Annotated in this window: 19 protein-coding genes; 13 read left to right on the top strand and 6 right to left on the bottom strand. The window is 63.1% G+C overall.

Features of this window, described 5'->3' with window-relative positions:
* Window positions 1-14: 14 nt before the first annotated feature.
* Window positions 15-1,325 carry a homoserine dehydrogenase gene (locus tag BGK68_RS17570; RefSeq protein ID WP_075258143.1) on the top strand — a complete coding sequence of 437 codons (1,311 nt, stop codon included), beginning with the start codon at window positions 15-17 and terminating at the stop codon, window positions 1,323-1,325.
* A gap of 190 nt (window positions 1,326-1,515) precedes the next feature.
* Here BGK68_RS17570 and BGK68_RS28360 read toward each other — a convergent pair whose 3' ends face one another.
* Window positions 1,516-3,234 (bottom strand): methyl-accepting chemotaxis protein, encoded by a 1,719-nt coding sequence (locus BGK68_RS28360; protein ID WP_083657940.1) that lies wholly within the window; start codon window positions 3,232-3,234, stop codon window positions 1,516-1,518.
* A 249-nt stretch (window positions 3,235-3,483) separates the two neighbouring features.
* Window positions 3,484-3,921 (bottom strand): surface-adhesin E family protein, encoded by a 438-nt coding sequence (locus BGK68_RS17580; protein ID WP_075258145.1) that lies wholly within the window; start codon window positions 3,919-3,921, stop codon window positions 3,484-3,486.
* A 308-nt stretch (window positions 3,922-4,229) separates the two neighbouring features.
* On the opposite strand from BGK68_RS17580, the gene thrC reads away from it, so the two are divergent.
* From thrC to BGK68_RS17620, 8 genes are all read left to right on the top strand, one after another.
* Entirely contained in the window at window positions 4,230-5,690 is a 1,461-nt protein-coding gene (thrC, locus tag BGK68_RS17585; protein WP_075258146.1) for a threonine synthase, read from the top strand.
* Between the two features lie 217 nt (window positions 5,691-5,907).
* A complete protein-coding gene (locus BGK68_RS17590) occupies window positions 5,908-7,125 on the top strand; it encodes a molybdopterin molybdotransferase MoeA (protein WP_456077589.1) in 1,218 nt (405 codons plus the stop codon).
* 18 nt (window positions 7,126-7,143) lie between these two features.
* Window positions 7,144-7,401, top strand: a complete 258-nt coding sequence (gene moaD, locus BGK68_RS17595; RefSeq protein WP_075258148.1) for a molybdopterin converting factor subunit 1 — start codon at window positions 7,144-7,146, stop codon at window positions 7,399-7,401.
* 1 nt (window position 7,402) lies between these two features.
* Window positions 7,403-8,056: a class I SAM-dependent methyltransferase gene (locus tag BGK68_RS17600; RefSeq protein ID WP_075258149.1), complete on the top strand. Its 654-nt coding sequence runs from the start codon at window positions 7,403-7,405 to the stop codon at window positions 8,054-8,056.
* A gap of 131 nt (window positions 8,057-8,187) precedes the next feature.
* Window positions 8,188-9,558: a GntT/GntP/DsdX family permease gene (locus tag BGK68_RS17605; RefSeq protein WP_075258150.1), complete on the top strand. Its 1,371-nt coding sequence runs from the start codon at window positions 8,188-8,190 to the stop codon at window positions 9,556-9,558.
* Window positions 9,559-9,626: 68 nt separating this feature from the next.
* Complete coding sequence (gene moaE, locus BGK68_RS17610; protein ID WP_075258151.1) at window positions 9,627-10,079, top strand: molybdopterin synthase catalytic subunit MoaE; 453 nt, start codon at window positions 9,627-9,629, stop codon at window positions 10,077-10,079.
* A gap of 64 nt (window positions 10,080-10,143) precedes the next feature.
* Window positions 10,144-11,490: an Nramp family divalent metal transporter gene (locus tag BGK68_RS17615; protein WP_075258152.1), complete on the top strand. Its 1,347-nt coding sequence runs from the start codon at window positions 10,144-10,146 to the stop codon at window positions 11,488-11,490.
* Between the two features lie 208 nt (window positions 11,491-11,698).
* A complete protein-coding gene (locus tag BGK68_RS17620; RefSeq protein ID WP_075258153.1) occupies window positions 11,699-11,986 on the top strand; it encodes a helix-turn-helix transcriptional regulator in 288 nt (95 codons plus the stop codon).
* 54 nt (window positions 11,987-12,040) lie between these two features.
* On the opposite strand, the gene BGK68_RS17625 is transcribed toward BGK68_RS17620, so the two are convergent.
* From BGK68_RS17625 to BGK68_RS17640, 4 genes are all read right to left on the bottom strand, one after another.
* Window positions 12,041-13,015: an efflux RND transporter periplasmic adaptor subunit gene (locus BGK68_RS17625; protein ID WP_075258154.1), complete on the bottom strand. Its 975-nt coding sequence runs from the start codon at window positions 13,013-13,015 to the stop codon at window positions 12,041-12,043.
* Between the two features lie 65 nt (window positions 13,016-13,080).
* A complete protein-coding gene (locus BGK68_RS17630; protein WP_008328259.1) occupies window positions 13,081-13,281 on the bottom strand; it encodes a DUF1656 domain-containing protein in 201 nt (66 codons plus the stop codon).
* Window positions 13,271-15,475 (bottom strand): FUSC family protein, encoded by a 2,205-nt coding sequence (locus BGK68_RS17635; RefSeq protein WP_075258155.1) that lies wholly within the window; start codon window positions 15,473-15,475, stop codon window positions 13,271-13,273. The genes BGK68_RS17630 and BGK68_RS17635 overlap by 11 nt, the downstream gene beginning before the upstream one ends.
* Window positions 15,472-16,935 carry an efflux transporter outer membrane subunit gene (locus BGK68_RS17640; protein ID WP_075258156.1) on the bottom strand — a complete coding sequence of 488 codons (1,464 nt, stop codon included), beginning with the start codon at window positions 16,933-16,935 and terminating at the stop codon, window positions 15,472-15,474. The genes BGK68_RS17635 and BGK68_RS17640 overlap by 4 nt, the downstream gene beginning before the upstream one ends.
* A gap of 211 nt (window positions 16,936-17,146) precedes the next feature.
* On the opposite strand from BGK68_RS17640, the gene BGK68_RS17645 reads away from it, so the two are divergent.
* From BGK68_RS17645 to BGK68_RS17660, 4 genes are all read left to right on the top strand, one after another.
* A complete protein-coding gene (locus BGK68_RS17645; protein ID WP_075259876.1) occupies window positions 17,147-18,127 on the top strand; it encodes a LysR family transcriptional regulator in 981 nt (326 codons plus the stop codon).
* A 19-nt stretch (window positions 18,128-18,146) separates the two neighbouring features.
* Window positions 18,147-18,521, top strand: a complete 375-nt coding sequence (gene crcB, locus BGK68_RS17650) for a fluoride efflux transporter CrcB (protein WP_013234091.1) — start codon at window positions 18,147-18,149, stop codon at window positions 18,519-18,521.
* Window positions 18,522-18,629: 108 nt separating this feature from the next.
* A complete protein-coding gene (clpB, locus tag BGK68_RS17655; protein WP_075258157.1) occupies window positions 18,630-21,215 on the top strand; it encodes an ATP-dependent chaperone ClpB in 2,586 nt (861 codons plus the stop codon).
* 538 nt (window positions 21,216-21,753) lie between these two features.
* Window positions 21,754-23,424, top strand: coding sequence for a diguanylate cyclase (locus BGK68_RS17660; RefSeq protein ID WP_456077588.1), 1,671 nt, complete (start codon window positions 21,754-21,756; stop codon window positions 23,422-23,424).
* The last annotated feature ends 32 nt before the right edge of the window (window positions 23,425-23,456 follow it).

Below are 23,456 nucleotides of genomic sequence, written 5' to 3' on the forward strand. Positions count from 1 at the left end.
ACCACGAAGACAATATGAAATCCATCAAAGTAGGTTTGCTCGGCATCGGCACCGTGGGTTCCGGTACTTTCAATGTTCTCAAGCGCAACCAAGAAGAGATTGCGCGCCGTGCTGGCCGAGGCATTGAAATTACCATGGTGGCCGATCTCAACACCGAGCGCGCCACCGAACTGACCAATGGAGAAGTCAAGGTTGTCAACGACGCCAACCTGGTGGTGAGCAATCCCGACATCGACATCGTCATCGAGCTGATCGGCGGCTATGGCATCGCCAAGGACCTGGTCATGAAGGCCATCGCCAACGGCAAGCACGTGGTCACGGCCAACAAGGCCCTGATCGCCACGCACGGCAACGAGATCTTCAAGGCGGCGCAGGAAAAGGGCGTCATGGTGGCCTTCGAGGCGGCCGTGGCCGGCGGCATCCCCATCATCAAGGCGCTGCGCGAAGGCCTGACCGCCAACCGCATCCAGTGGATCGCCGGCATCATCAACGGCACCACCAACTTCATCCTCTCCGAGATGCGCGACAAGGGCCTGGACTTCGACGTCGTGCTCAAGGAAGCCCAACGCCTGGGCTATGCGGAAGCCGACCCGACCTTCGACATCGAAGGCGTGGACGCGGCCCACAAGCTGACCATCATGGCCTCGATCGCCTTCGGCATCCCGGTGCAGTTCGACAAGGCCCACGTGGAAGGCATCACCAAGCTGCAGGCCAGCGACATCACCTATGCCGAGCAACTGGGCTACCGCATCAAGCTCTTGGGCATCACCCGCCAGACCGCCAAGGGCATCGAGTTGCGCGTGCATCCCACGCTGATCCCGGCTGCGCGCCTGATCGCCAACGTCGAAGGCGCGATGAACGCCGTGGTGGTGCGCGGCGACGCCGTCGGCGAGACCCTGTACTACGGCAAGGGCGCCGGCTCCGAGCCGACCGCCTCGGCCGTCATCGCCGACCTGGTCGACATCACCCGCCTGGCTACCGCCGATCCGGGGCACCGCGTGCCTCACCTGGCCTTCCAGCCCAACGCCATGGCCGATACCCCGGTGCTGCCGATGTCGGAGGTCTCCACCAGCTACTACCTGCGCATGCGCGTGGCCGACCAGGCCGGCGTGCTGGCCGATGTCACCCGCATCCTGGCCGATTCGACCATCTCCATCGACGCCATGCTGCAGAAGGAGCCGGCCGAAGGTGAACAGCAGACCGACATCATCATGCTGACCCACCAGACCCAGGAAAAGAACATCGAGGCCGCCATCGCCAAGATCGAGGCGCTGACCACCGTGATGGGGACGGTCACCAAGATCCGCCTGGAAGAGCTGGCCTGAGTGAGTCTGCTTGCTGAACCATGTTCAGCAAGCTGCGTGGTAGCCAGATATGGATTGTTGCTGCCAGATTCCTGGCTTTCGACTTCCCTGGATGGGTATCAAGGAAAATCGCCGCTCCTGCATGACGCAGGGCGGCGATTTTTTTCACTGGAGGGCGATCCGGTGAATTCCCGGATGAAAATCTGTCACCTCAGAATTGAGTCCAAGCCTCATCTCCCTCCATCTGACCAGCCATTGAGGTAGATCTGGGTGTCGTGGCTGCGGGAGAGATCTTGGCGGTGTTGCGAGGCGCCGCCGCCTTGGTGGCAAGCTTCTTGAGCGAAGGCTGCACGACGGGCTGCGCTTCGATGGATGCGCTGGAATGCACGGTTTCCCATGTCGAATTGAGCTTGAACACGGCGACGGCTTGCTCGAGCCGTCCGGCCTGCTCGCGCAAGGATTGCGAGGCAGCGGCGGCTTCTTCCACCAATGCCGCGTTCTGCTGAGTGGTCTCGTCCATCTGGGTGATCGCCTGATTGACCTGGCCGATACCGTCGCTTTGTTCGCTGCTGGCGGCGCTGATCTCACTGACCACATCCGTGACCCGCCTGACACTGGCGACCACTTCATCCATGGTCGTGCCGGCCTGTGCGACGAGCTTGCCGCCGTCCTCGACCTTGGTCACCGAATCATCAATGAGAAGCTTGATCTCTTTGGCCGCTGTGGCGGATCGTTGCGCCAGGGAGCGCACTTCAGAGGCAACCACCGCAAAGCCACGCCCCTGCTCGCCAGCACGGGCGGCCTCGACCGCGGCATTGAGCGCGAGAATATTGGTCTGGAAAGCGATTCCGTCAATCACGCTGATGATCTCCACCACCTTGCGTGCCGAATCATTGATGGCCTGCATGGTCGAGACGACTTGCCTGACGACATTGCCGCCCTCGCTGGCGATATCGGATGCGGAACAGGCGAGCTGATTGGCTTGCCGAGCATTATCCGCATTCTGTTTGACAGTCGAAGTGAGCTCTTCCATGGCCGAGGCCGTTTCTTCGAGGGACCCAGCCTGTGTTTCCGTACGGGCGGAAAGATCGAGGTTGCCAGAAGCAATCTCGCTTGAAGCAGTGGCGATGGCGCCTACGCTGGTGCGAACGTCGCCGACGATATTGACCAGGCTGGTGTTCATCTCGCCGATGGCGCTCATCAACTGCCCGATTTCATCCTTCGACGTAGCATTGATCTGCCGGGTCAGATCGCCTTGTGCAATGGACTTGGCGACATCAACGGCCAGGTTCAGCGAGGCCACGATTTTGCGGACAAGCAGCAGGCCGCTGATCGCCACGATCCCTCCAACCAGCAGCGCTACCCCGATGGCCAGGATATTGGCGGTCTTCATGGTCGCCGCAGCTGTCTCTCCCCCTTGCTTGCCGAGTGCCACGTTGAAATCCTTGTGGTCCTCGAATGCTTTGGTTGCCTTGTCTACCAAGCCTTGCTGCGACAACATGTACGCTTTGGCTTCATCGATCTTTCCGGATGCCGTCATCGCCATCGCAGCTTCCCTTGCTTTCTCATAATTTGAGAATTCTTGCCGGTCGCCTTCCAGCAACTTGCGATCCGCATCATTCGAAATATCTTCTTTTTCGTATTGGTCCAATGCTTCCAATACCTTCTTATGCCCTTTGATCATGTCCTGCTCGAAGCGGGCCCTCATTTGAGCGTCCGTGGTGCCCAGGTAGCGCCAAAGAGCAAGACGGACCGAGGCGAAGCTGCTTCTGGCTGCGTCCAGGACCAAGAGGCTGGGAACGGTATTGAGCGTTGAATAGCTGGCGTCGGTATTGACCTTGTCGAGCTGCTGAATGCTCAGGATGGTCAGCCCGAACAGGCCAAGCAAGGTAGTGAAGATCAGTGCATAGAGCTTTTTGGCGATAGTCATTGTGGGCCCCCCCAAGATGGACATCGATCGATACAGCGATGGGGGAAACAATATCACCAAATAAAACAAAAAACAGAAATATTTAATCAAATTGTTTAAATTGCGCAACTAAGCAAATTAATCAATTATGTGTTTGTATTTGATTTGAATGGATCTCTCGCCCAATAAAAATGCCGCTCAGTCTTAAGCTGAACGGCATTGGCTGCTGGGCGTGCCTGTCGTATCGGCGTTGGCAACGCCGAACAGTGATTATTTCTTCAGTTCGACGTTGCAGACCGCCTGCAGCATGGCGTCACCCACCGACATCGGCTTGGGCTTGGCGAATTCCATGCCCTTGAGCGCATCGGAGTGATCGCGCTTGTCGCCCTTGCCATCGTTCTCGGCGAAGATGATTTCACGCACCAGCTTCATGGTCCCGGCCTTGCAGTTGTATTGATGCAGGTCCTTGTAGGACTTCAGGGTGGGGAAGCTCTTGTCGCCGTTGTTGGGGCGGGCTTCCTTGAAGTTCCACAGCGACCAGGCTTCGCGGATGCCGCCGGACTCGACGATGGAATCGGTATCGATCAGCAGTTCAGCCTGGTCGGTGCCGCCCAGGGATTGCCAGTTCTCGGCGTGGGCCGGCAGGCTTGCCAGCACCGCGCCAAACAGGCCGGCCGTGGCCAGCAGGGTCTTGATCTTGATGTTCATGCCGTTTCCATCCTTGTTGAGTTTGAAGAGCGTCTTTGATGTAGCCTGCGTGCAAACATTCCCGGCCAGTAGAGAGACCGGGCGGCGCAGCAAGAAGTGGCGCAGCATAGCCCGGCCATGGCCGTGTTTCAAGCCTGGTAACGTTTTATTTCAGCTTGATGATCCACGGCAAGTGGCTGCCGGGGCAGCGCTGGGGCGGTTTTCGCCGCAAATCCCCGGCTGCGCTTTTGTGCTGCGCCCTCACACCGTATAATCGTGGACTTTCTTCCCACTTCACGCTCCAGCCGCCTACGGCGCTTCCTATCGACATGCAATACGTCTCCACCCGCGGTCACGCTGCAACACCTTCCTTCTCCGAAATCCTGCTGGGTGGCCTGGCCCCGGACGGTGGCCTGTACCTGCCGGCGCAGTATCCCCAGGTCAGCGGCGCCGAACTGGACCAGTGGCGCAAGCTGTCCTATGCCGACCTGGCCTTCGAGGTGCTGCGCAAGTTCGCCACCGACATCCCCGAAGCCGACCTCAAGGCGCTGGCGCACAAGACCTATACCGCCGACGTCTATCGCAACACCCGCGCCGGCGAACATGCGGCCGAGATCACGCCGCTGCGCACGCTGGAAGAGCAGGGCGGCAAGAAGCTGGTGCTGCAGAGCCTGTCCAACGGCCCCACGCTGGCCTTCAAGGACATGGCCATGCAACTGCTGGGCAACCTGTTCGAATACGCGCTGGCCAAGCAGGGTGCGGAATTGAACATCGTCGGCGCCACCTCCGGCGACACCGGCAGCGCCGCCGAATACGCCATGCGCGGCAAGAAGGGCATCCGCGTCTTCATGCTGTCGCCACACAAGAAGATGAGCGCCTTCCAGACCGCGCAGATGTTCAGCCTGCAAGACCCCAACATCTTCAACCTGGCCATCGAAGGCGTCTTCGATGACTGTCAGGACATCGTCAAGGCCATCTCCAACGACCTGGAGTACAAGGCCGCCAAGAAGATCGGCACTGTCAACTCGATCAACTGGGCGCGCGTGGTGGCCCAGGTGGTGTACTACTTCCGTGGCTACCTGGCCGCGACCACCAGCAACGAACAGAAGGTGTCCTTCACCGTCCCCTCGGGCAACTTCGGCAACATCTGCGCCGGCCACATCGCCCGCATGATGGGCCTGCCCATCGACAAGCTGGTGGTGGCCACCAACGAGAACGACGTGCTCGACGAATTCTTCCGCACCGGCATCTACCGCGTGCGCAAGTCGGCCGAGACCTATCACACCAGCAGCCCCAGCATGGACATCAGCAAGGCCTCCAACTTCGAGCGCTTCGTCTATGACCTGTTGGGCCGCGACAGCGCCCGCGTCAAGGACCTGTTCCACAAGGTCGAGACCGCAGGCGGCTTCGACCTGAGCGGCCAGGCCGGCTGCGACGGCAACGAATTCGCCAGCGTGATCCAGTATGGCTTTGCCTCGGGCCGGTCCACCCATGCCGACCGCCTGGAGACCATCCGCTTTGCTGAAAAGACCTACGGTATCACCGTCGATACCCACACCGCCGACGGTATCAAGGTGGCGCGCGAGCACCTCACCCCGGGCGTGACCATGATCGTGCTGGAAACGGCCTTGCCGGCCAAGTTCAACGAAACCATCCGCGAAGCCCTGGGCCGCGATGCCGACCGTCCGGCCGGTTTCGAGAACATCGAGGCGCTGCCCCAGCGCTTCGAAGTGATGCCGGCCGATGCGGCGCGGGTGAAGGCCTACGTGGCGCAACACACCGGCCTGTAAGCCGCACGGCTCAGCGTTCAACGCCGTCCGCGCCATTGGCCCGGGCGGCGTTTTTCATGCGGCGCGCAAGGGCGTCGATTGCATTAGAATGTCGGGTCGCTGTATCGACCAGAAAACAACGCTGACCCGTTGCCCGATCTTCTTCGTCAGGCCTGCCATGTCTTCCACGCCCAATTCCTCCGCCTCCACGTCTTCGGCCAAGCCGGCACGCGCGCCCATGCAAAGCGTCAGCCAGGCGCTGGAGACCCTGCTGTCTGCGGCCGTACCGGTCGCACAGCGCGAGCTCATCGACACCCTGGACGCCTGCGAGCGCGTGCTCGCCGAGCCGGTGACGGCGTCCATCGACGTGCCGGGGATGGACAATTCGCAGATGGATGGCTATGCCGTACGTGCCGCTGATTGCGCCTCGGGTCAAGCGCGCTTGCGCGTCTCCCAGCGCATCCCGGCCGGCCAAGTCGGCCAGCCGCTGGAGGCTGGCACGGCGGCCCGCATCTTCACCGGCGCCGTGATGCCGGCGGGCGCTGACGCCGTGGTCATGCAGGAAGCCTGCGAGGCCGATGGCGAGCATGTGGTGATTCGCCACGTGCCCGTAGCGGGCGAATGGGTGCGCACCATCGGCGAAGATATCCGCCAGGGCAGCACCATCCTCGCCGCCGGTACCCGCCTGCGCCCGCAGGAACTGGGGCTGGCCGCATCCATCGGCCAGGCGCAGCTGCAGGTGCTGCGTCGCGTGCGGGTGGCGGTCTTCTTCACCGGTGACGAGCTGACCATGCCGGGCCAGCCGTTGAAGCCGGGCGGCATCTACAATTCCAACCGCTTCCTGCTGCGCGGGCTGTTGCAGAAACTGGGTTGCCAGGTCAGCGACTTCGGCATCGTCCCGGACAGTCTGCAGGCCACCCGCGAGACCTTGCGCGAAGCCGCCCGCGAGCATGACCTCATCATCACCAGCGGTGGTGTCTCTGTGGGTGAGGAAGACCATGTGAAGCCGGCGGTAGAAGCGGAAGGCCGCATCGACATGTGGCAGATCGCCATGAAGCCCGGCAAGCCGCTGGCCTTTGGCCAGGTGCGGCGCGGGGAGGGGGCAGGTGAAGCCTTCTTCATGGGCTTGCCGGGCAATCCGGTCTCGTCCTTCGTTACTTTCCTGCTGTTTGTGCGACCCTTCCTGCTGCGCCTGCAAGGTTTGCCACGCGAGGCCGTGCTGCCGCAGGCGGTCGCCCTGCGCGCCGATTTCGACTGGCCCCGCGCCGACCGCCGCCAGGAATTCCTGCGCGTGCGTCGCAATGCGCAAGGCGGCCTGGACCTCTTCCCCAGCCAGGGTTCGGCGGTGCTGACCTCGACCGCCTGGGCCGATGGCCTGATCGACAATCCGCCAGGACAGACCATCGCCGCTGGCGACATGGTGCAGTTCCTGGCCTTCGATCACCTGCTGAACTGAACTCCTCAAGGACATCCCATGAAAATCGAACTGCGTTTCTTCGCCAGCGTGCGCGAAGCCCTCAAGACCTCGCAAGAGGTGATCGAGCTGCCGACCAGCGTCAAGACGGTTGGCGACGTGCGCGCCTTCCTGATGGGGCGGGGCGGCATCTGGGCCGAGGTGCTGGGGCCGGAAAAGAACCTGCGCATGGCCTACGACCACGAGATGACCGAGGCCGATACCGAAATCGCCGACGGGGGCGAAGTGGCCTTCTTCCCGCCCGTCACCGGTGGCTGAGATGAGCACCCGCCGCGATCCTGCCGCCGCTACGCTGGAGCATTACAGCAGCCATGCCGAAAGCTTTCGCGAGGGCACCTGGGATCATGACGTCAGCCAGAACATGGCGGCGCTGCTGCAAGCCCTGAGCGCTAGACCAGATACAGCCGGACAGGGACCGTTCACGATCCTCGACTTCGGCTGCGGTCCTGGACGCGACCTGATCGAATTCACCCGGCGCGGTCATGTGGCGGTGGGGCTGGACGGTACTGCCGAATTCGTCGAGATGGCGCGTGCGGCCAGTGGTTGCGAGGTCTTGCATCAGGATTTCCTGAGGCTGGAGCTGCCGTTGCAGCGCTTCGACGGCATTTTTGCCAATGCCTCCTTGTTCCATGTACCGTCAGCCGAGCTGCCGCGTGTATTGGGACAGTTGCGGGCCAGCCTCAAGCCCGGCGGCATCCTCTTCAGTTCCAATCCGCGAGGTGGCGATCTGGAGGGCTGGAGCGGTCCGCGCTATGGCGTCTGGCATAGCCTGGAAGGCTGGCGCCGTTACCTGGAGCCAGCAGGATTCATTGAATTGCGGCATTATTACCGCCCCGACGGTTTGCCGCGCGAGCAGCAGCCGTGGCTGGCCAGCGTCTGGCAAAAGACGGAAGACCCGCGCCCAGCGGGCTGAACCAAACATTCGGAAATCCGGATTCTTTGGGAGGAGACACGGCCTGCGCCAAACAGGCCGGCGGAGGGGGTGCACAAGACATCGTCCAATGAAGCGATGCGCATTCATCCACACCTGAAGAAGGAACCATCTTGATTTCGACTCATCTGGCCGCCTGGGCGGCCCAGGACACGCAGTTGCTGCTGGTGACGCTGGCCGCACTGGTCACCATCGTGGCGCTGATCAGTTTCCTGTCCATCGCACCTTTCCTCTCCATCCTCATCGGCACCTTCGTGGCCGGCATCGGCGCCGGCCTGCCGCTGGAAGATATCGCCAAGGCCTTCAGCAAGGGTGCCGGCAGCCTGCTCGGCGAAGCCGGCATCATCATCGCCCTGGGCGCCATGCTGGGTGCGCTCATGGCCGAATCCGGCGCGGCCGACCGTATCGTCAACACCCTGCTGCGCTATGCGCGCGGCAGCTTCATCCCCTGGATGATGGCGCTGGTGGCGCTGGTGGTGGGTCTGCCGCTGTTCTTCGAGGTCGGGCTGGTGATGATGGCGCCGATCATCTTCGTCATGGCGCGCCGCTCGGAACTGCCCATCATGCGCGTGGCTATTCCGGCGCTGGCTGGCATGACGACCCTGCACGCGCTGCTGCCGCCGCATCCGGGCCCGCTGATCGCCGTCTCTGCCTTGCATGCGGACCTGGGGACGACCATGTTGCTGGGCTTCATCGTGGCCATTCCTGCGGTGATCATCGCCGGTCCCCTGTATGGCAACTTCATCGCGCCGCGCCTGAATCTGGCCGAGCCAGACCAGATCGGCAAACTGTTCAGCGCCCGGGAAGGGCAGTCGCAACCCAGCTTCCTGGTGGCGCTGGTGACCATCCTGCTGCCGGTGGTGCTGATGCTGGGCCGCACCGTGGCGCGCATCTGGGTTACGCCCAAGACCGAGCTCTTCGAGATGCTCAATTTCTTTGGCGAACCCATCATCGCGCTGACCGTGACGGTGCTCTTCGCCGTGGTCGTGCTGGGCTGGGGCCAGGGCAGCAGCCGCTTCGAGGTCGGCGCGACGCTGCGCCGCGCCTTGCCGCCGATTGCCGGCCTGCTGCTGACCATCGGTGCGGGCGGCGGCTTGAAGCAGACCCTGCTGTCGGCTGGCATCAGCGACACCATCACCAAGATCGCTGATGGCACCCACATGCCGCTGATCCTGCTGGCCTGGATCATTGCCGTGGCGTTGCGCCAGGCCACCGGTTCGGCCACCGTCGCCACCACGGCGACTGCGGGCATCGTCGCGCCCCTGGTGGCGGGTTTGTCGGCCACGCACAATTCCTTGATGGCGCTGGCCATTGGGGCGGGTTCGGTGTTCTTCTGCCACGTCAATGACGCCGGCTTCTGGATGGTCAAGGAATACTTCGGGCTGAACCTGAAGCAGACGCTGGCCACCTGGTCGGTCATCCAGACCCTGGTCTCGGTGATCGGCCTAGGCATGACGCTGGTGCTGTGGGGGCTGCTGGTCTGATCCAGGCCAGCTCGCGGGCTGGCCTGCGCTGGTAGAATCTCAGCCTGCATTTCTTTTTCTGACCAGCCATGCCCGTCCGCGTCCAGACTGCCGATTTCGATCTTTCCACTGAAGTGGCGCAGTTGCGCCTGTCCAATCCGCGTGTCGGGGCGGTGGTCAGTTTCGTCGGGACCGTACGCGATCTCAACGAGGGTGCAGCGGTTTCCGAGATGGAGCTGGAACACTATCCGGCCATGACCGAACGCGCCCTGGAACAGATCGTCGAGCAGGCCAAGGCGCGCTGGCCCATCTTCGATGCGCTGGTGATCCATCGCGTCGGTCCCATGCTGCCGCGCGAGCAGATCGTGCTGGTGGCGGTGACCTCGCCTCATCGCGGCGAAGCCTTTGCGGCCTGCGAATTCATCATGGATTACCTCAAGACCCAGGCGCCGTTCTGGAAGAAAGAGCAGACGCCGCAAGGCGAGCGCTGGGTCGACGCCCGCGAGAGCGACGACACGGCGCTGGCCAAGTGGTCACAATAAGTCGCGGCCGCCCGGGACGCTGATCGGGCGCACCGCCATCAACGGCACACAGGGGGAGCTCGTCTTGCCATTCACTTTCCGTTTTCCCCGCATCCCGGGTTTGCCCACCACGGCCACGGCGCCGTTCTGTCCTTCCGAAGTCGCCGGCACGGTCCAGGTGCCGCGTGGCGCTTCGGTCTGGCAGAAGCTGCGCATCTATGTCGGCCCGGGCTTGCTGGTCTCGATCGGCTACATGGACCCCGGCAACTGGGCCACCTCCATCCAGGCCGGTTCGCAGTTCGGTTACCAACTGCTCTTCGTGGTGATGCTCTCCAGCCTGGCGGCCATCGTGCTGCAATGCCTGTGCGCACGACTGGGCATCGCTACCGGCAAGGACCTGGCGGTGCATTCGCGCGAGCACTATCCGCCGGCGGTGGGCAAGGGCATGTGGGTGCTGGCCGAGCTCTCCATCATCGCCTGCGACCTGGCCGAGGTGCTGGGCTGTGCGCTGGCCTTCAATCTGCTGCTGGGCGTGTCGCTGCCGGTGGGGGTGTTGCTGACCGCGCTGGATACCTTGATCGTGCTGGGCCTGAAGGGCCGGGGATTCCGGCAGGTCGAGGCCATCATCCTGGGACTGGTCATCACCATCGCCGCCTGTCTGCTGGCGCAACTGGCCTTCGTCAAGGCGGACTGGCACGAGGTGATGCAGGGCTTCGTCCCCTCGCTGCAGGCCATCTCCAGCCGTGAACCGCTGTACCTGGCCATCGGCATCATCGGCGCTACCGTGATGCCGCACAACCTCTACCTGCATTCCTCCATCGTCCAGACCCGCAGCGTGCAGCGCGATCCGGCGTCGCTGCTGGAGGCGGTGCGCTATACGCGGGTCGATACCACGGTGTCGCTCTTGATCGCCATGGTCATCAACGCCACCATCCTGATCCTGGCGGCCTCGGCCTTCCACAAGAGCGGCAATACCCAGGTGGCCGAGCTGGATGAGGCCTACCACCTGCTGGACCCCATCACCGGGTCGGCCATGGCGGCCATCCTCTTTGGCGTGGGTCTGTTTGCGTCGGGGCAGAGTTCGACCTTCACCGGCACCATTGCCGGACAGGTCATCATGGAAGGCTTTCTCAAGCTGAAGATTCCCTGCTGGCAGCGCCGCCTCATCACCCGTGCACTCGCTTTGGTGCCGGCGCTGATCGGCGTGCTCACGCTGGGGCCGCATTCGGTGGGCAAGCTGCTGGTGGCCAGCCAGGTGGTGCTGTCGCTGCAGTTGCCCTTTGCCATGTATCCGCTGATCCGCCTCACCAGCCGCCGCGATCTGATGGGCGACCTGGTCAACCGCTGGTGGGTGAGCGCATTGGCCTGGCTGCTTTTCGTGACCATTTCGGCGGCCAATGTGTGGCTGGTCTGGCAGGTGTTTGCAGACTAGTGCTTGTATTACTTTCACATCAAACTATCATTATTGATCTAGTTTTTCCTGGTAATAATGATAGTTTAGTGTGTATATGAGGATATCCTGCATGGCCGTTGACCGACCTGTGTTGGACTATGGCCGCAGCCTGGGTATCGAATCCAACTTCCTTGACCCGCTGGCGGCCACCGTGGCGCAGGTACGGGCACAACTCGAGGCGCTCTGAATGGACAAACGCTTCAAGCCCCTGAGCGCCATTGAGCAAATGGAAGAGCGGCGCGCGCTCTTCGATGAACTGGCGGCTGATCCGACCCTGCCGGTGCCTGCGGTGATTCGCAAGATCCGCACCACCTTGCGGCTGACCATCGCCGAATATGCCAAATTGTGCGGCGTGTCTGCCCGTACACTGCAAGACATCGAGCGAGGCGAGTCCAGTCCCACCCTGGCGACCGCCGACAAGCTGCTCAAGCCGGTGGGCATGAGCGTCGGCGCAGTGATACGCAAGCGCCCATGAACAAGGCGACCTGCTGCCAGGTCGCCTCCTTTCTCCCCTCTTTTCTTCAGACCATCAGTTCTTGGCCACGGCCTGTTGCTTGCCGCTACCCGGTTCCAATACCACCGTGCAAGTCAGCCCCGAGGCCAGCAGCACGTTCTCCGGCACCTTGTCGAGCTGGATGCGCACCGGGATGCGCTGGGCCAGCCGCACCCAGTTGAAGGTCGGGTTCACGTCAGCAGTCAACTCGCGGCTTTGCGGATTGTCGCGGTCGTAGATGCCGCGGGCGATGCTGTCCACGTGGCCTTCCATGGAAGCGCCGTTGATCAGCTGGATCCTGGCCCGGTCACCGATGGACAAGAGCGGCAGCTTGGTTTCTTCGAAGTAGGCATAGACCCAGAAGGAATGGCTGTCGATCACGGCGATCTTGGCCGCGCCGGCCGCCGCATAGTCGCCGCGGCGCACGTTCAGGTTGGTGATGTAGCCATCCACCGGCGAGAAGACCTTGGTGCGCTCCAGGTTCAGCCTGGCGGTATCGCGCTGCGACAGGGCGGCCTGGTATTGCGCCTGGGCGCCTTGCAGCTGGGCCTGGGCGGCTTCCAACTGGGCTTGCGAGGCGGTGACCTGGCTGCCGGCGTCTTCACGGGCTTCGCGCGAGACCACCAGGGCATCGACGTCGGCACGGCGGCGGGCCTGGGCGCGGCGCATGTTCAGGTCGGCGCGACGCGCTTCCACTTCAGCGCGGCGCACGTCCAGCTCGGCCTTGCGGGCGGTGACGGCGGCTTCTGCCTGCTGCAGCGCCAGCGTGTAGCGGGCCGGGTCGATTTCCATGAGCAGGTCGCCTTTCTTGACCAACTGGTTGTCGCGCACCGGCAGGGCTACGACCTGGCCGGAAACGTCGGGGGCGATATTGACCACTTCGGCGCGCACGCGGCCGTCGCGGGTCCAGGGCGAATGCATGTAGTGCTGCCACAGGCTCCAGGCCAGCAGGATGGCCAGCAGGAAGATGGCCGTGGTGATGAGAACGCGGAAGATCGATTTGACCGACATGATGAACTACTCCTGAATGTTGCTTTATCTTTTCGTAAGGGATGGGCGCGGAAGGAACCAGCAGGCTAGCGATACACCGCCAGCCCCAGCAAGGCCGCCAGGCAGACGAACAGGCTCACCCTGAACAGCGCCGGGTGCCAGGTCAGCTCATAGAAGCCCAGGCGCACCAGCACCCGGTCTGCCAGCATGGCCAGCACGGCGGCCACCACCGCCAGCAGCAGGACGGTCGGAATATAGGCGTCGAAGAAGGAAATCTCACGTGGCATGGCGCTCTCCCGTTGTGTTGTTCGTAGCCCCCGCGCGCATGGTGTGCAGCGGCGATTGTTCATCGAGCAGGGCGGTACGGATGAAATGCAGATAGCTCAAGGTGCGTTGCAGGCGATGGCGTTCGCTGCGTTCGCGGTAATGCGGACCGATGGCGGTCTGGACCTCGGCGATGGTGGCGTCATTGGCCGCCAGAGCGCTGGCCAGGGTCGCCGCCGAGGGCTGCGCGAACAGCGCCGGGATGGCTTCACGCAGGCGGTTCAGGGCGGCATAGGCGGAGGCTGGCAGCAGGTCCGGTGTTTCGGTGCGGATGCCATGCAGCTCGTTGCGCAGCTCGATGATGGCGTGGCCCACTTCCAGCGTGGCGAACATCCAGCCCAGCGCCTTCTGGCGCAGCAGCGGGCGGCTGGTGGTGAACATGGTGATCTGGTGCATCAGGTCGCGGGTGCCGCTCTCGAACTTGAGGGCGAGATGGGCCAGCTTGCCGAAACAGGCATCGACCACCTGCTTGCGCAGCTGCTTTTCCAGCACCCGCACGGTCCAGTCGGTGGTGGGCGGCAGCAGCACCATGAAGGCCACGGCGGTGACCAGCAGCGACACCACCAGAGCCACCGACTCGTTCAGATAGCCGGCTGCGTTGAAATGCGCAAAGTTGTCGGGCACCGCCAGGAAGGGGAAGAAGATACAGATCCCCAGGCCATAGCCGGCCCACTTGGGCTTGGTGGTCAGGTAGACCGCCAGCATCAGCACCGGCATGAGCGCGCTGGCCAGCATCCAGTAGCCATCCAGGCGCGGCAGGATATGGAAGGTGTAGACGTAGCCGGCCACGGCGGCGAAGAGCACACCGATGGCGACCGTGCGGGTGGCCTTGGCAGGATCGGGCGCGGCCGAGGTGATGGCGCAGAAGGCGGCGGCGTTGAGTACGGCCACGTCGCCGCTGGGCCAGCCGCTGGCGATCCAGAAGCCGGCCAGGCACAGCATCACGATGGCTGCGCGGGCGCCGGCGATGAGGGCGGTGGTCATGCTGGTCTTGGGCGCATAGGAATGCTCCCACTGCTCGCGCTCATGGTGGCGCTGCGTCATCGACGCATAGGTGAGGGTGTAGGCGTGCAGTTCCTCGATGACGCGATAGAGCAGTTCGGAGGCCGTATCGAAGTCCAGCATGGCGCTGTCGCTCTGGCATTGTTCGGCCAGCGTGTTGCGGGTGGCGCGCACGCGGCGCGGCAGCTCGCGCTTGTAGGCGTCCAGCTTCAGGGCGGCGTCGGCGGCATCCAGTGCGCTCATGACCGGCTCGCCGCTGGCGCGTGTGAGCAGGGGCTGCACTTCACGGAAGTAGGGCGAGATGGCATCGATGACCACCTGTGCGCTGGCAGCCGGGTTGGCGTGCAGCCGGTTCATCAGCTGGTGCAGCGCATGCATGCGGGTGGACAGGGCCATGAACTCGCTGTTCATGCGGGTCAGCCGGCCACTGCGCAGGCGCACTTCGGGGTCTTCGAAGATGGCCGCGCTGCGCATGGCTTCCAGGCCGATGATGTCGCCCACGAAGCGGGCATTGGTGGCTTCGAGCTGCTTGCGGTCGGCGGTGCCGCCCAGGGTGGCGCTGATCAGATCGACGAAGGCAGTGAAGCGGCCACGGATGATGCGTACCAGTCCAGGCGCACTGGCCTGCGGAAACACCAGCGCGCTGACCAGGCCGACGCAGACGATGCCGACCATGATCTCGGTGACCCGCGTCATCACCGAATCAAAGGTGATGGCCGGATGCAGCGCCGCCGGCAGGCCGATGAGCGCGACCGTATAGCCCGACAGCACAAAGCCATAGGAGCGGAAATTGCGGTTGTGCGCCGAGCCCACGGTACACAGCCCGATCCACAGGGCCGATGCCAGCAGGAACAGCTCGGGCGTCTGCGCAAACAGTCCCACGAACACCACGATGGCCATGGAGCCCACCAGGGTGCCGATGACGCGATAGAAGCTCTTGGCCAGGATCATGCCGCTTTGCGGCTGCATCACGATGAAGACCGTGATGAGCGCCGAGCGCGGCGATTCCAGGTCCAGGCCATAGCCGATGCCCAGCGCCAGCAGGCCGGCCAAGACCATCTTGAAGACATAGACCCAGGTCGGCGCATCGCTGCGCCACCAGTCGGCGGCGGCCTCGCGCAGCTGTGCCTTGAAGGGCAGGGCAGGGTTGCTCATCGCGCCGCCACCTTGGCCGGTGCGGCCTCCTCGATGCCGCCGCCCAGCGCGGTCTGCAGGGCCGCATAGGCGGCCAGCCGCTGCGCCTGCAACTGCTGCACGATCTGCTGCTGGCGCAGCCATTGGGTCTGCGCGTGCAGGACATTGAGATAGTCGGTCAGGCCGCGCTGGTAGGCGCGGGTGGCGATGTCGACGTTCTTTTGCGCGGCTTGCACCGACTGCTGCGCCTGCTCTTGCTGGCGCGCTACCGATTGCAGGGTCACCACCTGGTCCGAGATGCCCTTGAGGGCCTGCGAGAGCAGGGCGTTGTAGTGCTCCACTTCGATGTCATAACCGGCGCTGGCCGCCCCCAGTTGACCGCGCAGTCTCCCACCCTCGAAGATCGGCAGCGAGATCGCCGGGCCGTAGGTGGTCTGCAGGTTGGGGGCGGAGAGGAAGGAGAACAGGCCGCCGCCAGCGGCCGCCGGGCCGATGCCGGCCAGCAGGTTGATATTGGGATAGAAGGCCGCTTTGGCCACCGAAATCCCCTTGGCAGCCGCTTCCACGCGCCAGCGCGCGGCGCTGATGTCGGGACGGCGGCCCACCAGGTCGGCAGGCAGCGCGCTGGGCAGGCCGAGGCGGGTCTGCAGTTGCATGCCAGGCCGCGTGATTCCATCGGCCGTGCCAGGGCCGGCGCCCAGGAGCGCAGCCAGCTGGTTGCGGATGAGGGCGATGTTTTCCTGCAGGGCTTCGATCTGGCGGCGGGTTTCGGGCAGGGGGGATTCGGCCTGGGTGATTTCCAGCTGTGTCCCGAGGCCGCCCTTGAAGCGGCGATGGGCCAGATCGAGGATCTTCTGTTCTTCCTTGAGCAGGGCTTCGGTGTTGTCCAGCAGGCCATATTGCAGCGCCAGTTGCACGTAGGTGCGCACCACATTGCCTTCCAGGTCCAACTGGGCGGCGCGGGCGTCGGCGGCCACCGCGTGCATTTCGTCCTGGGCGCGCAGGGTGGCGTTCTTGTTGCGGTCCCACAGGTCGACGTTATAGGACAGGCCCAGCGTGGCGGTGTTGTTCCAGGTCAGCTTGTTGCGGAAGGCTGCGCCGTAATAGACGTTGTCGGACCAGTCCTTGCGGCCTACCGACACATCCAGCTGGGCGCTGGGCAATTCGCCGGCATGCGCCACCACGGCCATCGACTGCGCCTGGCGCACCCGGGCGGCGGCCACCGCCATGCTGGGGTTGCCGGCCACGGCGCGGGTCACCAGTTGATCCAGCTGCGCATCGCCATAGGCCTGCCACCAGGCGCGCTGTGGCCAGCCGGCTTCGCTGGCGGCCTGGCGGATGGCCTGGCCGGCATCCAGCACGGCCACGTCACGGACCTGGGCTTGCGGCTGGATGCCGCCCTGGTCGGCGCAGCCGGCCATTGTCAGCGAGAGCGCAATGACGGTCAGGGCCGGCAGCTTGGAGAAGGCGATACGTGTCATGGAATTACCCGAAAATATGCAAATATCAGAAGATATGTATTCTATTTTGTAATTATTTTTGGAAAAATCTGCTATTTGGCAATTGTTTATATCAGAAGTAGCAATAATGATTGCTCCAATCTGGGTAACAATGCTGTCATCCGGAGGTGCGCCCGGCACCGACGCTGTCGCCGTCTACGCGCCGCACCCCCGTGTACAGTGAAGGAAAATGTTGGATACCCTGCAAAACATGCGCGTCTTCGCGCGTGTGGTCGAGGCCGGCAGCTTTACGCAGGCGGCCCAGCAGATGGGCTTGACCACGGCCCATGTCTCGCGCGCCGTGGCTGATCTGGAGCGCCATCTGCGCACGCGCCTGATGAACCGTACCACGCGCCGCATCGCCCTGACCGAAGCGGGTGAACGTTATCTGCTGCGTTGCCAGCAGATCATGTCCTATGTCGATGAAGCCGAGGCCGAGGCCAGCGCCGCCTACGTCAAGCCCTCGGGCCGCCTGCGCATCCATGCCATGACCAGCTTTGGCCAGCGCTACGTGATCCCGTCGATCTCGGGCTACCACAAGCGTTATCCGGATGTGGCGGTGGAGCTGACCCTGGCCCAGCGCATTCCCGACATGCTGGAAGAAGGCTATGACGTCTCCCTGGTGCTGGCGCGCGAACTGCCCGATTCGGGCCTGATCTACCGCCAGCTCGGCTCTACCTTCAGCATGCTGTGCGCTTCGCCGGCCTACCTCGACAAATACGGCGCTCCCCAGCAGCCCGCCGACCTGCTCAACCATGCCTGCCTGCAACTGGTTAGCCCCATTTCGCCGCTGGATGAGTGGATACTGGAAGGGCCGGAAGGCGGGGCGGTCGTCGCCGTCAAGAGCAATTTCCAGGTCAACGTGGCCGAGGCCATGCTCACCGCCATCCGCGAGGGAATGGGCATCGGCGTGCTGCCGATCTATTCGGCCGTGGATGCTCTGCGCGCTGGCACCATCGTGCGGGTGCTGCCACAGCATCGCCTGCAGAACATGGGCGTGTATGCACTGTATCCTTCCCGTCAGTACCTGGACGCCAAGATCAGCACCTGGGTAGACTGGATGCACGAAACAGTGGACAGGACCCTGCAGGAAGACCACCAGGCGCTGGAGCGCCTGGGCAGCCTGCGCGAGGAAATGCAGGGCCTGGCCACGCGCGCTGGGCTGCAGGCCTGATCAATCAAGGGGGAATGTCATGGGATGGCTGGCGGTAGGGATGGGAGCGACACTGGGCGCCTGGTTGCGCTGGCGCATCTCGGTGGTGTGGAACGTGTCGGGTCACTTCGTGCCGCTGGGCACGCTGGCGGCCAACTGGATCGGGGCCTACGTGATCGGTTTCCTGGTGGCGTATTTCGAGCAGCACCCGGGATTGCCGCCGGAGTGGCGGCTCTTTGCGGTGACGGGTTTCCTGGGCGGGCTGACCACCTTTTCCACCTTCTCGGCCGAAGCCATGATTCTGTTGCAGCGGGGCGATTACCTCTGGGCCATCGGCCACTCCGGCTTGCATCTGCTGGGCTCCATCGTGCTCTGTGTTGCCGGGTTTGCAAGCTATCGCGCCCTTGCGGGATGATGAGCACTCTGCGTGACCTGATGCAGATCAACACAGACGGCACGATCATTGCTTGAAAATCGCAGGCGCAGGCCCAACTTTCATCTTATTGAAAAATTGGAGCGAACCATGCGTCTCGACAAACTCACCACCAAATTGCAGGAAGCGCTGGCCGATGCGCAATCCCAGGCTGTCGGCCACGACAATCAATACATCGAACCCGTCCACCTCATCCTGGCGCTGCTGAACCAGGACGACGGTGGCGCCCGCTCGCTGCTGCAGCGCGCCGGCGTGAACGTCAATGGCCTGTCTGCCGCCTTGCAGGCGGCCGTCAAGCGCCTGCCGCAGGTCTCCGGCAATGGCGGCGAAGTGCAGGTCGGCCGCGAACTGGTGGCCTTGCTCAACCTGGCCGACAAGGAAGCGCAAAAGCATGGCGACCAGTTCGTCGCCAGTGAAATGGTGCTCTTGGGCCTGGTGGACGACAAGTCCGACGCCGGCCGCGCCGCGCGCGAAAACGGCCTGACCCGCAAGTCGCTGGAAGCCGCCATCACCGCCGTGCGCGGTGGCGCCTCCGTATCCTCGCAGCAGGATGAAGGCCAGCGCGAAGCCCTGAAGAAATACACCCTGGACCTGACCGAACGCGCCCGCGCCGGCAAGCTGGACCCGGTGATCGGCCGCGACGATGAAATCCGCCGCGCCATCCAGGTGCTGCAACGGCGCAGCAAGAACAATCCGGTCCTCATCGGCGAACCCGGCGTGGGCAAGACCGCCATCGTCGAAGGCCTGGCCCAGCGCATCGTCAATGGCGAAGTGCCGGACAGCCTCAAGTCCAAGCGCGTGCTGTCGCTGGACATGGCGGCCCTGCTGGCGGGCGCCAAGTATCGCGGCGAATTCGAGGAACGCCTGAAAGCGGTCCTCAAGGAAATCGCCCAGGACGAAGGCCAGACTATCGTCTTCATCGATGAGCTGCACACCATGGTGGGCGCTGGCAAGGCCGAGGGCGCGATGGATGCCGGCAACATGTTGAAGCCCGCCCTGGCGCGCGGCGAGCTGCATTGCGTGGGCGCCACCACCCTGGATGAATACCGCCAGTACATCGAGAAGGATGCCGCGCTGGAACGCCGCTTCCAGAAGATCCTGGTGGACGAGCCCAGCGTGGAAGCCACCATCGCCATCCTGCGCGGTCTGCAGGAAAAGTACGAGGTGCACCACGGCGTGGACATCACCGACCCGGCCATCGTGGCCGCGGCCGAGCTGTCGCATCGCTACATCACCGATCGCTTCCTGCCGGACAAGGCCATCGACCTGATCGACGAGGCTGCCGCCAAGATCAAGATCGAGATCGATTCCAAGCCGGAAGTGATGGACAAGCTCGACCGTCGCCTGATCCAGTTGAAGATCGAGCGCGAAGCCGTCAAGCGCGAGAAGGACGAAGCCTCGCAGAAGCGCCTGCAACTGATCGAGGAAGAAATCGAGAAGCTCGAGCGTGAATACGCCGACCTGGAAGAAATCTGGAAGGCCGAGAAATCGACCGCCCAGGGAGGCCAGCAGTTGAAGGAAGAAATCGAGAAGGTGCGCCTGCAGATGGAAGAGGCCACCCGCAAGAGCGACTGGCAGAAGGTGTCCGAGCTGAAGTACGGCAAGCTGGCCGAGCTCGAAGCCGCACTGGAAGTGCAGAACAAGAAGGATGCGGCGGGCGTCAAGACCGAGAAGCCGAAGCTGGTGCGCACGCAGGTGGGCGCTGAAGAAATCGCCGAGATCGTGGCGCGCGCCACTGGCATTCCGGTCTCGCGGATGATGCAGGGCGAACGCGAAAAACTGCTGCACATGGAAGACGTGCTGCATGAACGCGTGGTCGGCCAGGACGAAGCCATCGTGGCCGTCTCCGACGCCATCCGCCGTTCCCGTGCCGGCCTGGGCGATCCCAGCAAGCCCTATGGTTCCTTCATGTTCCTGGGTCCCACCGGCGTGGGCAAGACCGAGCTGTGCAAGGCGCTGGCGTCCTATCTCTTCGATACCGAAGACGCCATGATCCGCATCGACATGAGCGAATTCATGGAAAAGCATTCCGTGGCCCGCCTGATCGGCGCGCCGCCGGGCTATGTCGGCTATGAAGAGGGCGGCTACCTGACCGAAGCGGTGCGCCGCAAGCCCTACAGCGTGATCCTGCTCGATGAAATCGAGAAGGCCCACCCGGATGTCTTCAACGTGCTGCTACAGGTGCTGGACGATGGCCGCATGACCGATGGCCAGGGCCGTACCGTGGACTTCAAGAACACCGTGATCGTGATGACTTCCAACCTGGGTTCGCACAAGATCCAGAGCATGGAAGACAGCGATCCGGCCTTGGTGAAGCTGGCCGTGATGGCCGAGGTGCGCACGCACTTCCGCCCGGAATTCATCAACCGAGTGGACGAGATCGTGGTCTTCCACGCGCTGGACGCCAAGAACATCGGCGCCATCGCGAAGATCCAGCTGCGCATCCTGGAGCAGCGCCTGGCCAAGCTGGAGATCGGCCTGGAGATCAGCGAGGCCGGTCTGCAGAAGATCGCCGAGGCTGGTTTCGATCCGGTCTATGGCGCTCGTCCGCTCAAGCGCGCCATCCAGCAGGAGATCGAGAACCCGCTGTCCAAGCAGATCCTGGCCGGCAAGTTCGGGCCCAAGGATGTGGTGCGGGTGGACGTGGAGCATGGCCAGTTGAGTTTCAGCAAGTAATTCAGCAGGTAGTTCGGCAGGTAGTTCTGCAAATAAGCCCGTCCGGCGCGCCCCTTTGCTTCAGGGCAAGGCGGGCGGCGATCAAGGCAGCCGCATGAAGATGCGGCTGCCTTTTTCTTTGCAGGATGGCAAAAATCTCACTTTGTAAACGACAAGTGAACAACTGTTCAGAAAACTTGTGCAACAGCTAATCAGCGGGGCCGGATTTGCATTCTTCACGCCCGGCGCGGCTCTTGAAGGGACAAGGCAACGGATTTCTTTGGCAAAAGTGCAAAAAAGCTATGCACAATACAGGATTAATGTGATTTACTTTCCTCGGGGGACGCGCCAGGTGAGCATGCCGGTGCGCCGTCAATCGAGGCCAAGGCGTGGGCAGCCATCGCCAGATAGTGACAATATTGCCTTTGAGCAAACAATACATGGTCTTAACGGGAATTCGCAGCGACATCGGTACTGATATCCAACGGGGGCGATTCTGAAGCAATCGTCCCTGCAGCGCTTATTCATCCTGCCTTTCGTTTTCCTGATGGTCTGCCTGGTGCTGACCATCGGGTGGTTCCTCTATCGCGCCGGTGACGACGCCACCGAGGTGCTGGCCCGCAATGCGCTCACCGAAGTGATCGGTCGGGTCAGCCAGGCTATCGACCGGCAGACCATGGGAGCGCGCGAAAGCCTCAACGTGGTGGCGCCGGCGGCCGTGCGTACTGCCGCTCCGGGGCAGTCCCCCGCCATGCTGCCTTTTCCGGTCGACCGCAAGGAGCTGGAAGAGCGGCTCTGGCTGGCCAACCTGATGTTCGAGGATCCCAGCTATGTCTATTTCGGCGGCGCCGATGGCAGCTTCCTGGGCATCAAGCAGGAGGAGGGCAGCCAGTTCACCTACAGCGTGCGCGAACCCGATGACAAGAACTACGTGTACCAGCTGCGCGGTCCCGGTACGCCCATGGAACTGGTGGCGACCCAGGAATATGAACCGCGCAAGCGCCCCTGGTATGTGCAGGCGGTGCAGCGCGGGCGCGAGACCTGGTCTTCGGTGTATGCGGACTATCGCCAGAAGCACCTGGGCATCAACCTCTCCAAGCCCATCTTCGATGCCAACGGCAAGCTTCTGGGCGTGGCCAACAGCAGCATCGGCCTGTTACGTCTGACCACGCTGCTGCGCGCGCTGCCGCTGGGGGCGCACGGCGTGGCCTTTGTCACCGAACTCAACGGCGACATGATTGCCGATTCCATCGATGAGCCCCTGCACCAGATCCGCGACCAGGATCCCGACCTGCGCCGCCTCAACGCCAGCCAGAGTAGCTCGCCCCTGGTGCGACAGGCCTATGAGGAGGTGCATCGTTATCTGGCCCGACAGCCTGCCCAGTCCGGCAGCCTGGTGCTGCTGAGTTCGCGTACCGAAGGGGGCAAGATCGAAGTGGCCTTCCGCTTGCACCACGATGCCGCCGGTCTGGACTGGTTGGCCATCAGCGCGGCGCCGCGCTCGGACTTCCTCGGTTCGGTCACCAGCGGTGTCTACCAGACGCTGATGCTGGGGCTCATGGCGGTGTGCCTGACCTTCGTGATCGGCTTCCTGTTGCTGCGCTGGGTCTTGCGCGACATCCGCAGGCTGACCCAGGCGGCCAAGAGCATCGGCAATGGCGGTCCTTTCCCGGACCTCAATATCAATCGCAATGACGAGATCGGCCAGCTGGCGCAAAGCTTCGTGGAGATGGAACGCAACCTGCGCACCGACCGCCTCACCAATGTGCTCAACCGCGATTCGCTGATTGCCCAGATTGATTTCCGTCGCAGCAACTGCGTCGATGGCAGTCCCTTGCATTTCGGTTTGCTGTTCATTGACCTGGACCGCTTCAAGGCGGTCAATGACGAATACGGCCATGACGAGGGTGACAAGGTACTGGTGAGCATCGCCCAGCGTCTGCAGCATACCCTGCGCCATGATGATTCGGTCGCGCGCTTCGGCGGCGACGAGTTCGTGGTCTACCTGCACGGGGTGAGCGATATGGAAGCAGCCCGCAGCATTGCCGACAAGATCCGGCACGCCGTCAACAAGCCTATCCCCGGACGGGAGGGCCAGCAGTATGTGGTCGATGCCTCGGTCGGCGTCTCGCTCTATCCGGATGACGGCCTGGACGTGGAAACCTTGCTGCGTGTGGCCGATTCCCGTATGTTCGACCAGAAGCGCCTGCATCGCATCCTGTCGGTGTAGGCTGTCCCTACCCAGACTACGGAGGAGTTCCC

This window comes from Herbaspirillum camelliae (genome assembly GCF_001929405.1).
GTDB lineage: Bacteria > Pseudomonadota > Gammaproteobacteria > Burkholderiales > Burkholderiaceae_D > Herbaspirillum > Herbaspirillum seropedicae.

Coding starts and splice junctions, on each gene's coding strand:
- BGK68_RS17580 (WP_075258145.1), bottom strand. CDS start 3,921: ATGAACATCAAGATCAAGACCCTGCTGGCCACGGCCGGCCTGTTTGGC.
- BGK68_RS17635 (WP_075258155.1), bottom strand. CDS start 15,475: ATGAGCAACCCTGCCCTGCCCTTCAAGGCACAGCTGCGCGAGGCCGCC.
- BGK68_RS17620 (WP_075258153.1), top strand. CDS start 11,699: ATGGACAAACGCTTCAAGCCCCTGAGCGCCATTGAGCAAATGGAAGAG.
- BGK68_RS17640 (WP_075258156.1), bottom strand. CDS start 16,935: ATGACACGTATCGCCTTCTCCAAGCTGCCGGCCCTGACCGTCATTGCG.
- BGK68_RS17590 (WP_456077589.1), top strand. CDS start 5,908: ATGCAAAGCGTCAGCCAGGCGCTGGAGACCCTGCTGTCTGCGGCCGTA.
- clpB (WP_075258157.1), top strand. CDS start 18,630: ATGCGTCTCGACAAACTCACCACCAAATTGCAGGAAGCGCTGGCCGAT.
- moaD (WP_075258148.1), top strand. CDS start 7,144: ATGAAAATCGAACTGCGTTTCTTCGCCAGCGTGCGCGAAGCCCTCAAG.
- moaE (WP_075258151.1), top strand. CDS start 9,627: ATGCCCGTCCGCGTCCAGACTGCCGATTTCGATCTTTCCACTGAAGTG.
- BGK68_RS17630 (WP_008328259.1), bottom strand. CDS start 13,281: ATGCCACGTGAGATTTCCTTCTTCGACGCCTATATTCCGACCGTCCTG.
- BGK68_RS28360 (WP_083657940.1), bottom strand. CDS start 3,234: ATGACTATCGCCAAAAAGCTCTATGCACTGATCTTCACTACCTTGCTT.
- BGK68_RS17600 (WP_075258149.1), top strand. CDS start 7,403: ATGAGCACCCGCCGCGATCCTGCCGCCGCTACGCTGGAGCATTACAGC.
- BGK68_RS17570 (WP_075258143.1), top strand. CDS start 15: ATGAAATCCATCAAAGTAGGTTTGCTCGGCATCGGCACCGTGGGTTCC.
- thrC (WP_075258146.1), top strand. CDS start 4,230: ATGCAATACGTCTCCACCCGCGGTCACGCTGCAACACCTTCCTTCTCC.
- BGK68_RS17625 (WP_075258154.1), bottom strand. CDS start 13,015: ATGTCGGTCAAATCGATCTTCCGCGTTCTCATCACCACGGCCATCTTC.
- crcB (WP_013234091.1), top strand. CDS start 18,147: ATGGGATGGCTGGCGGTAGGGATGGGAGCGACACTGGGCGCCTGGTTG.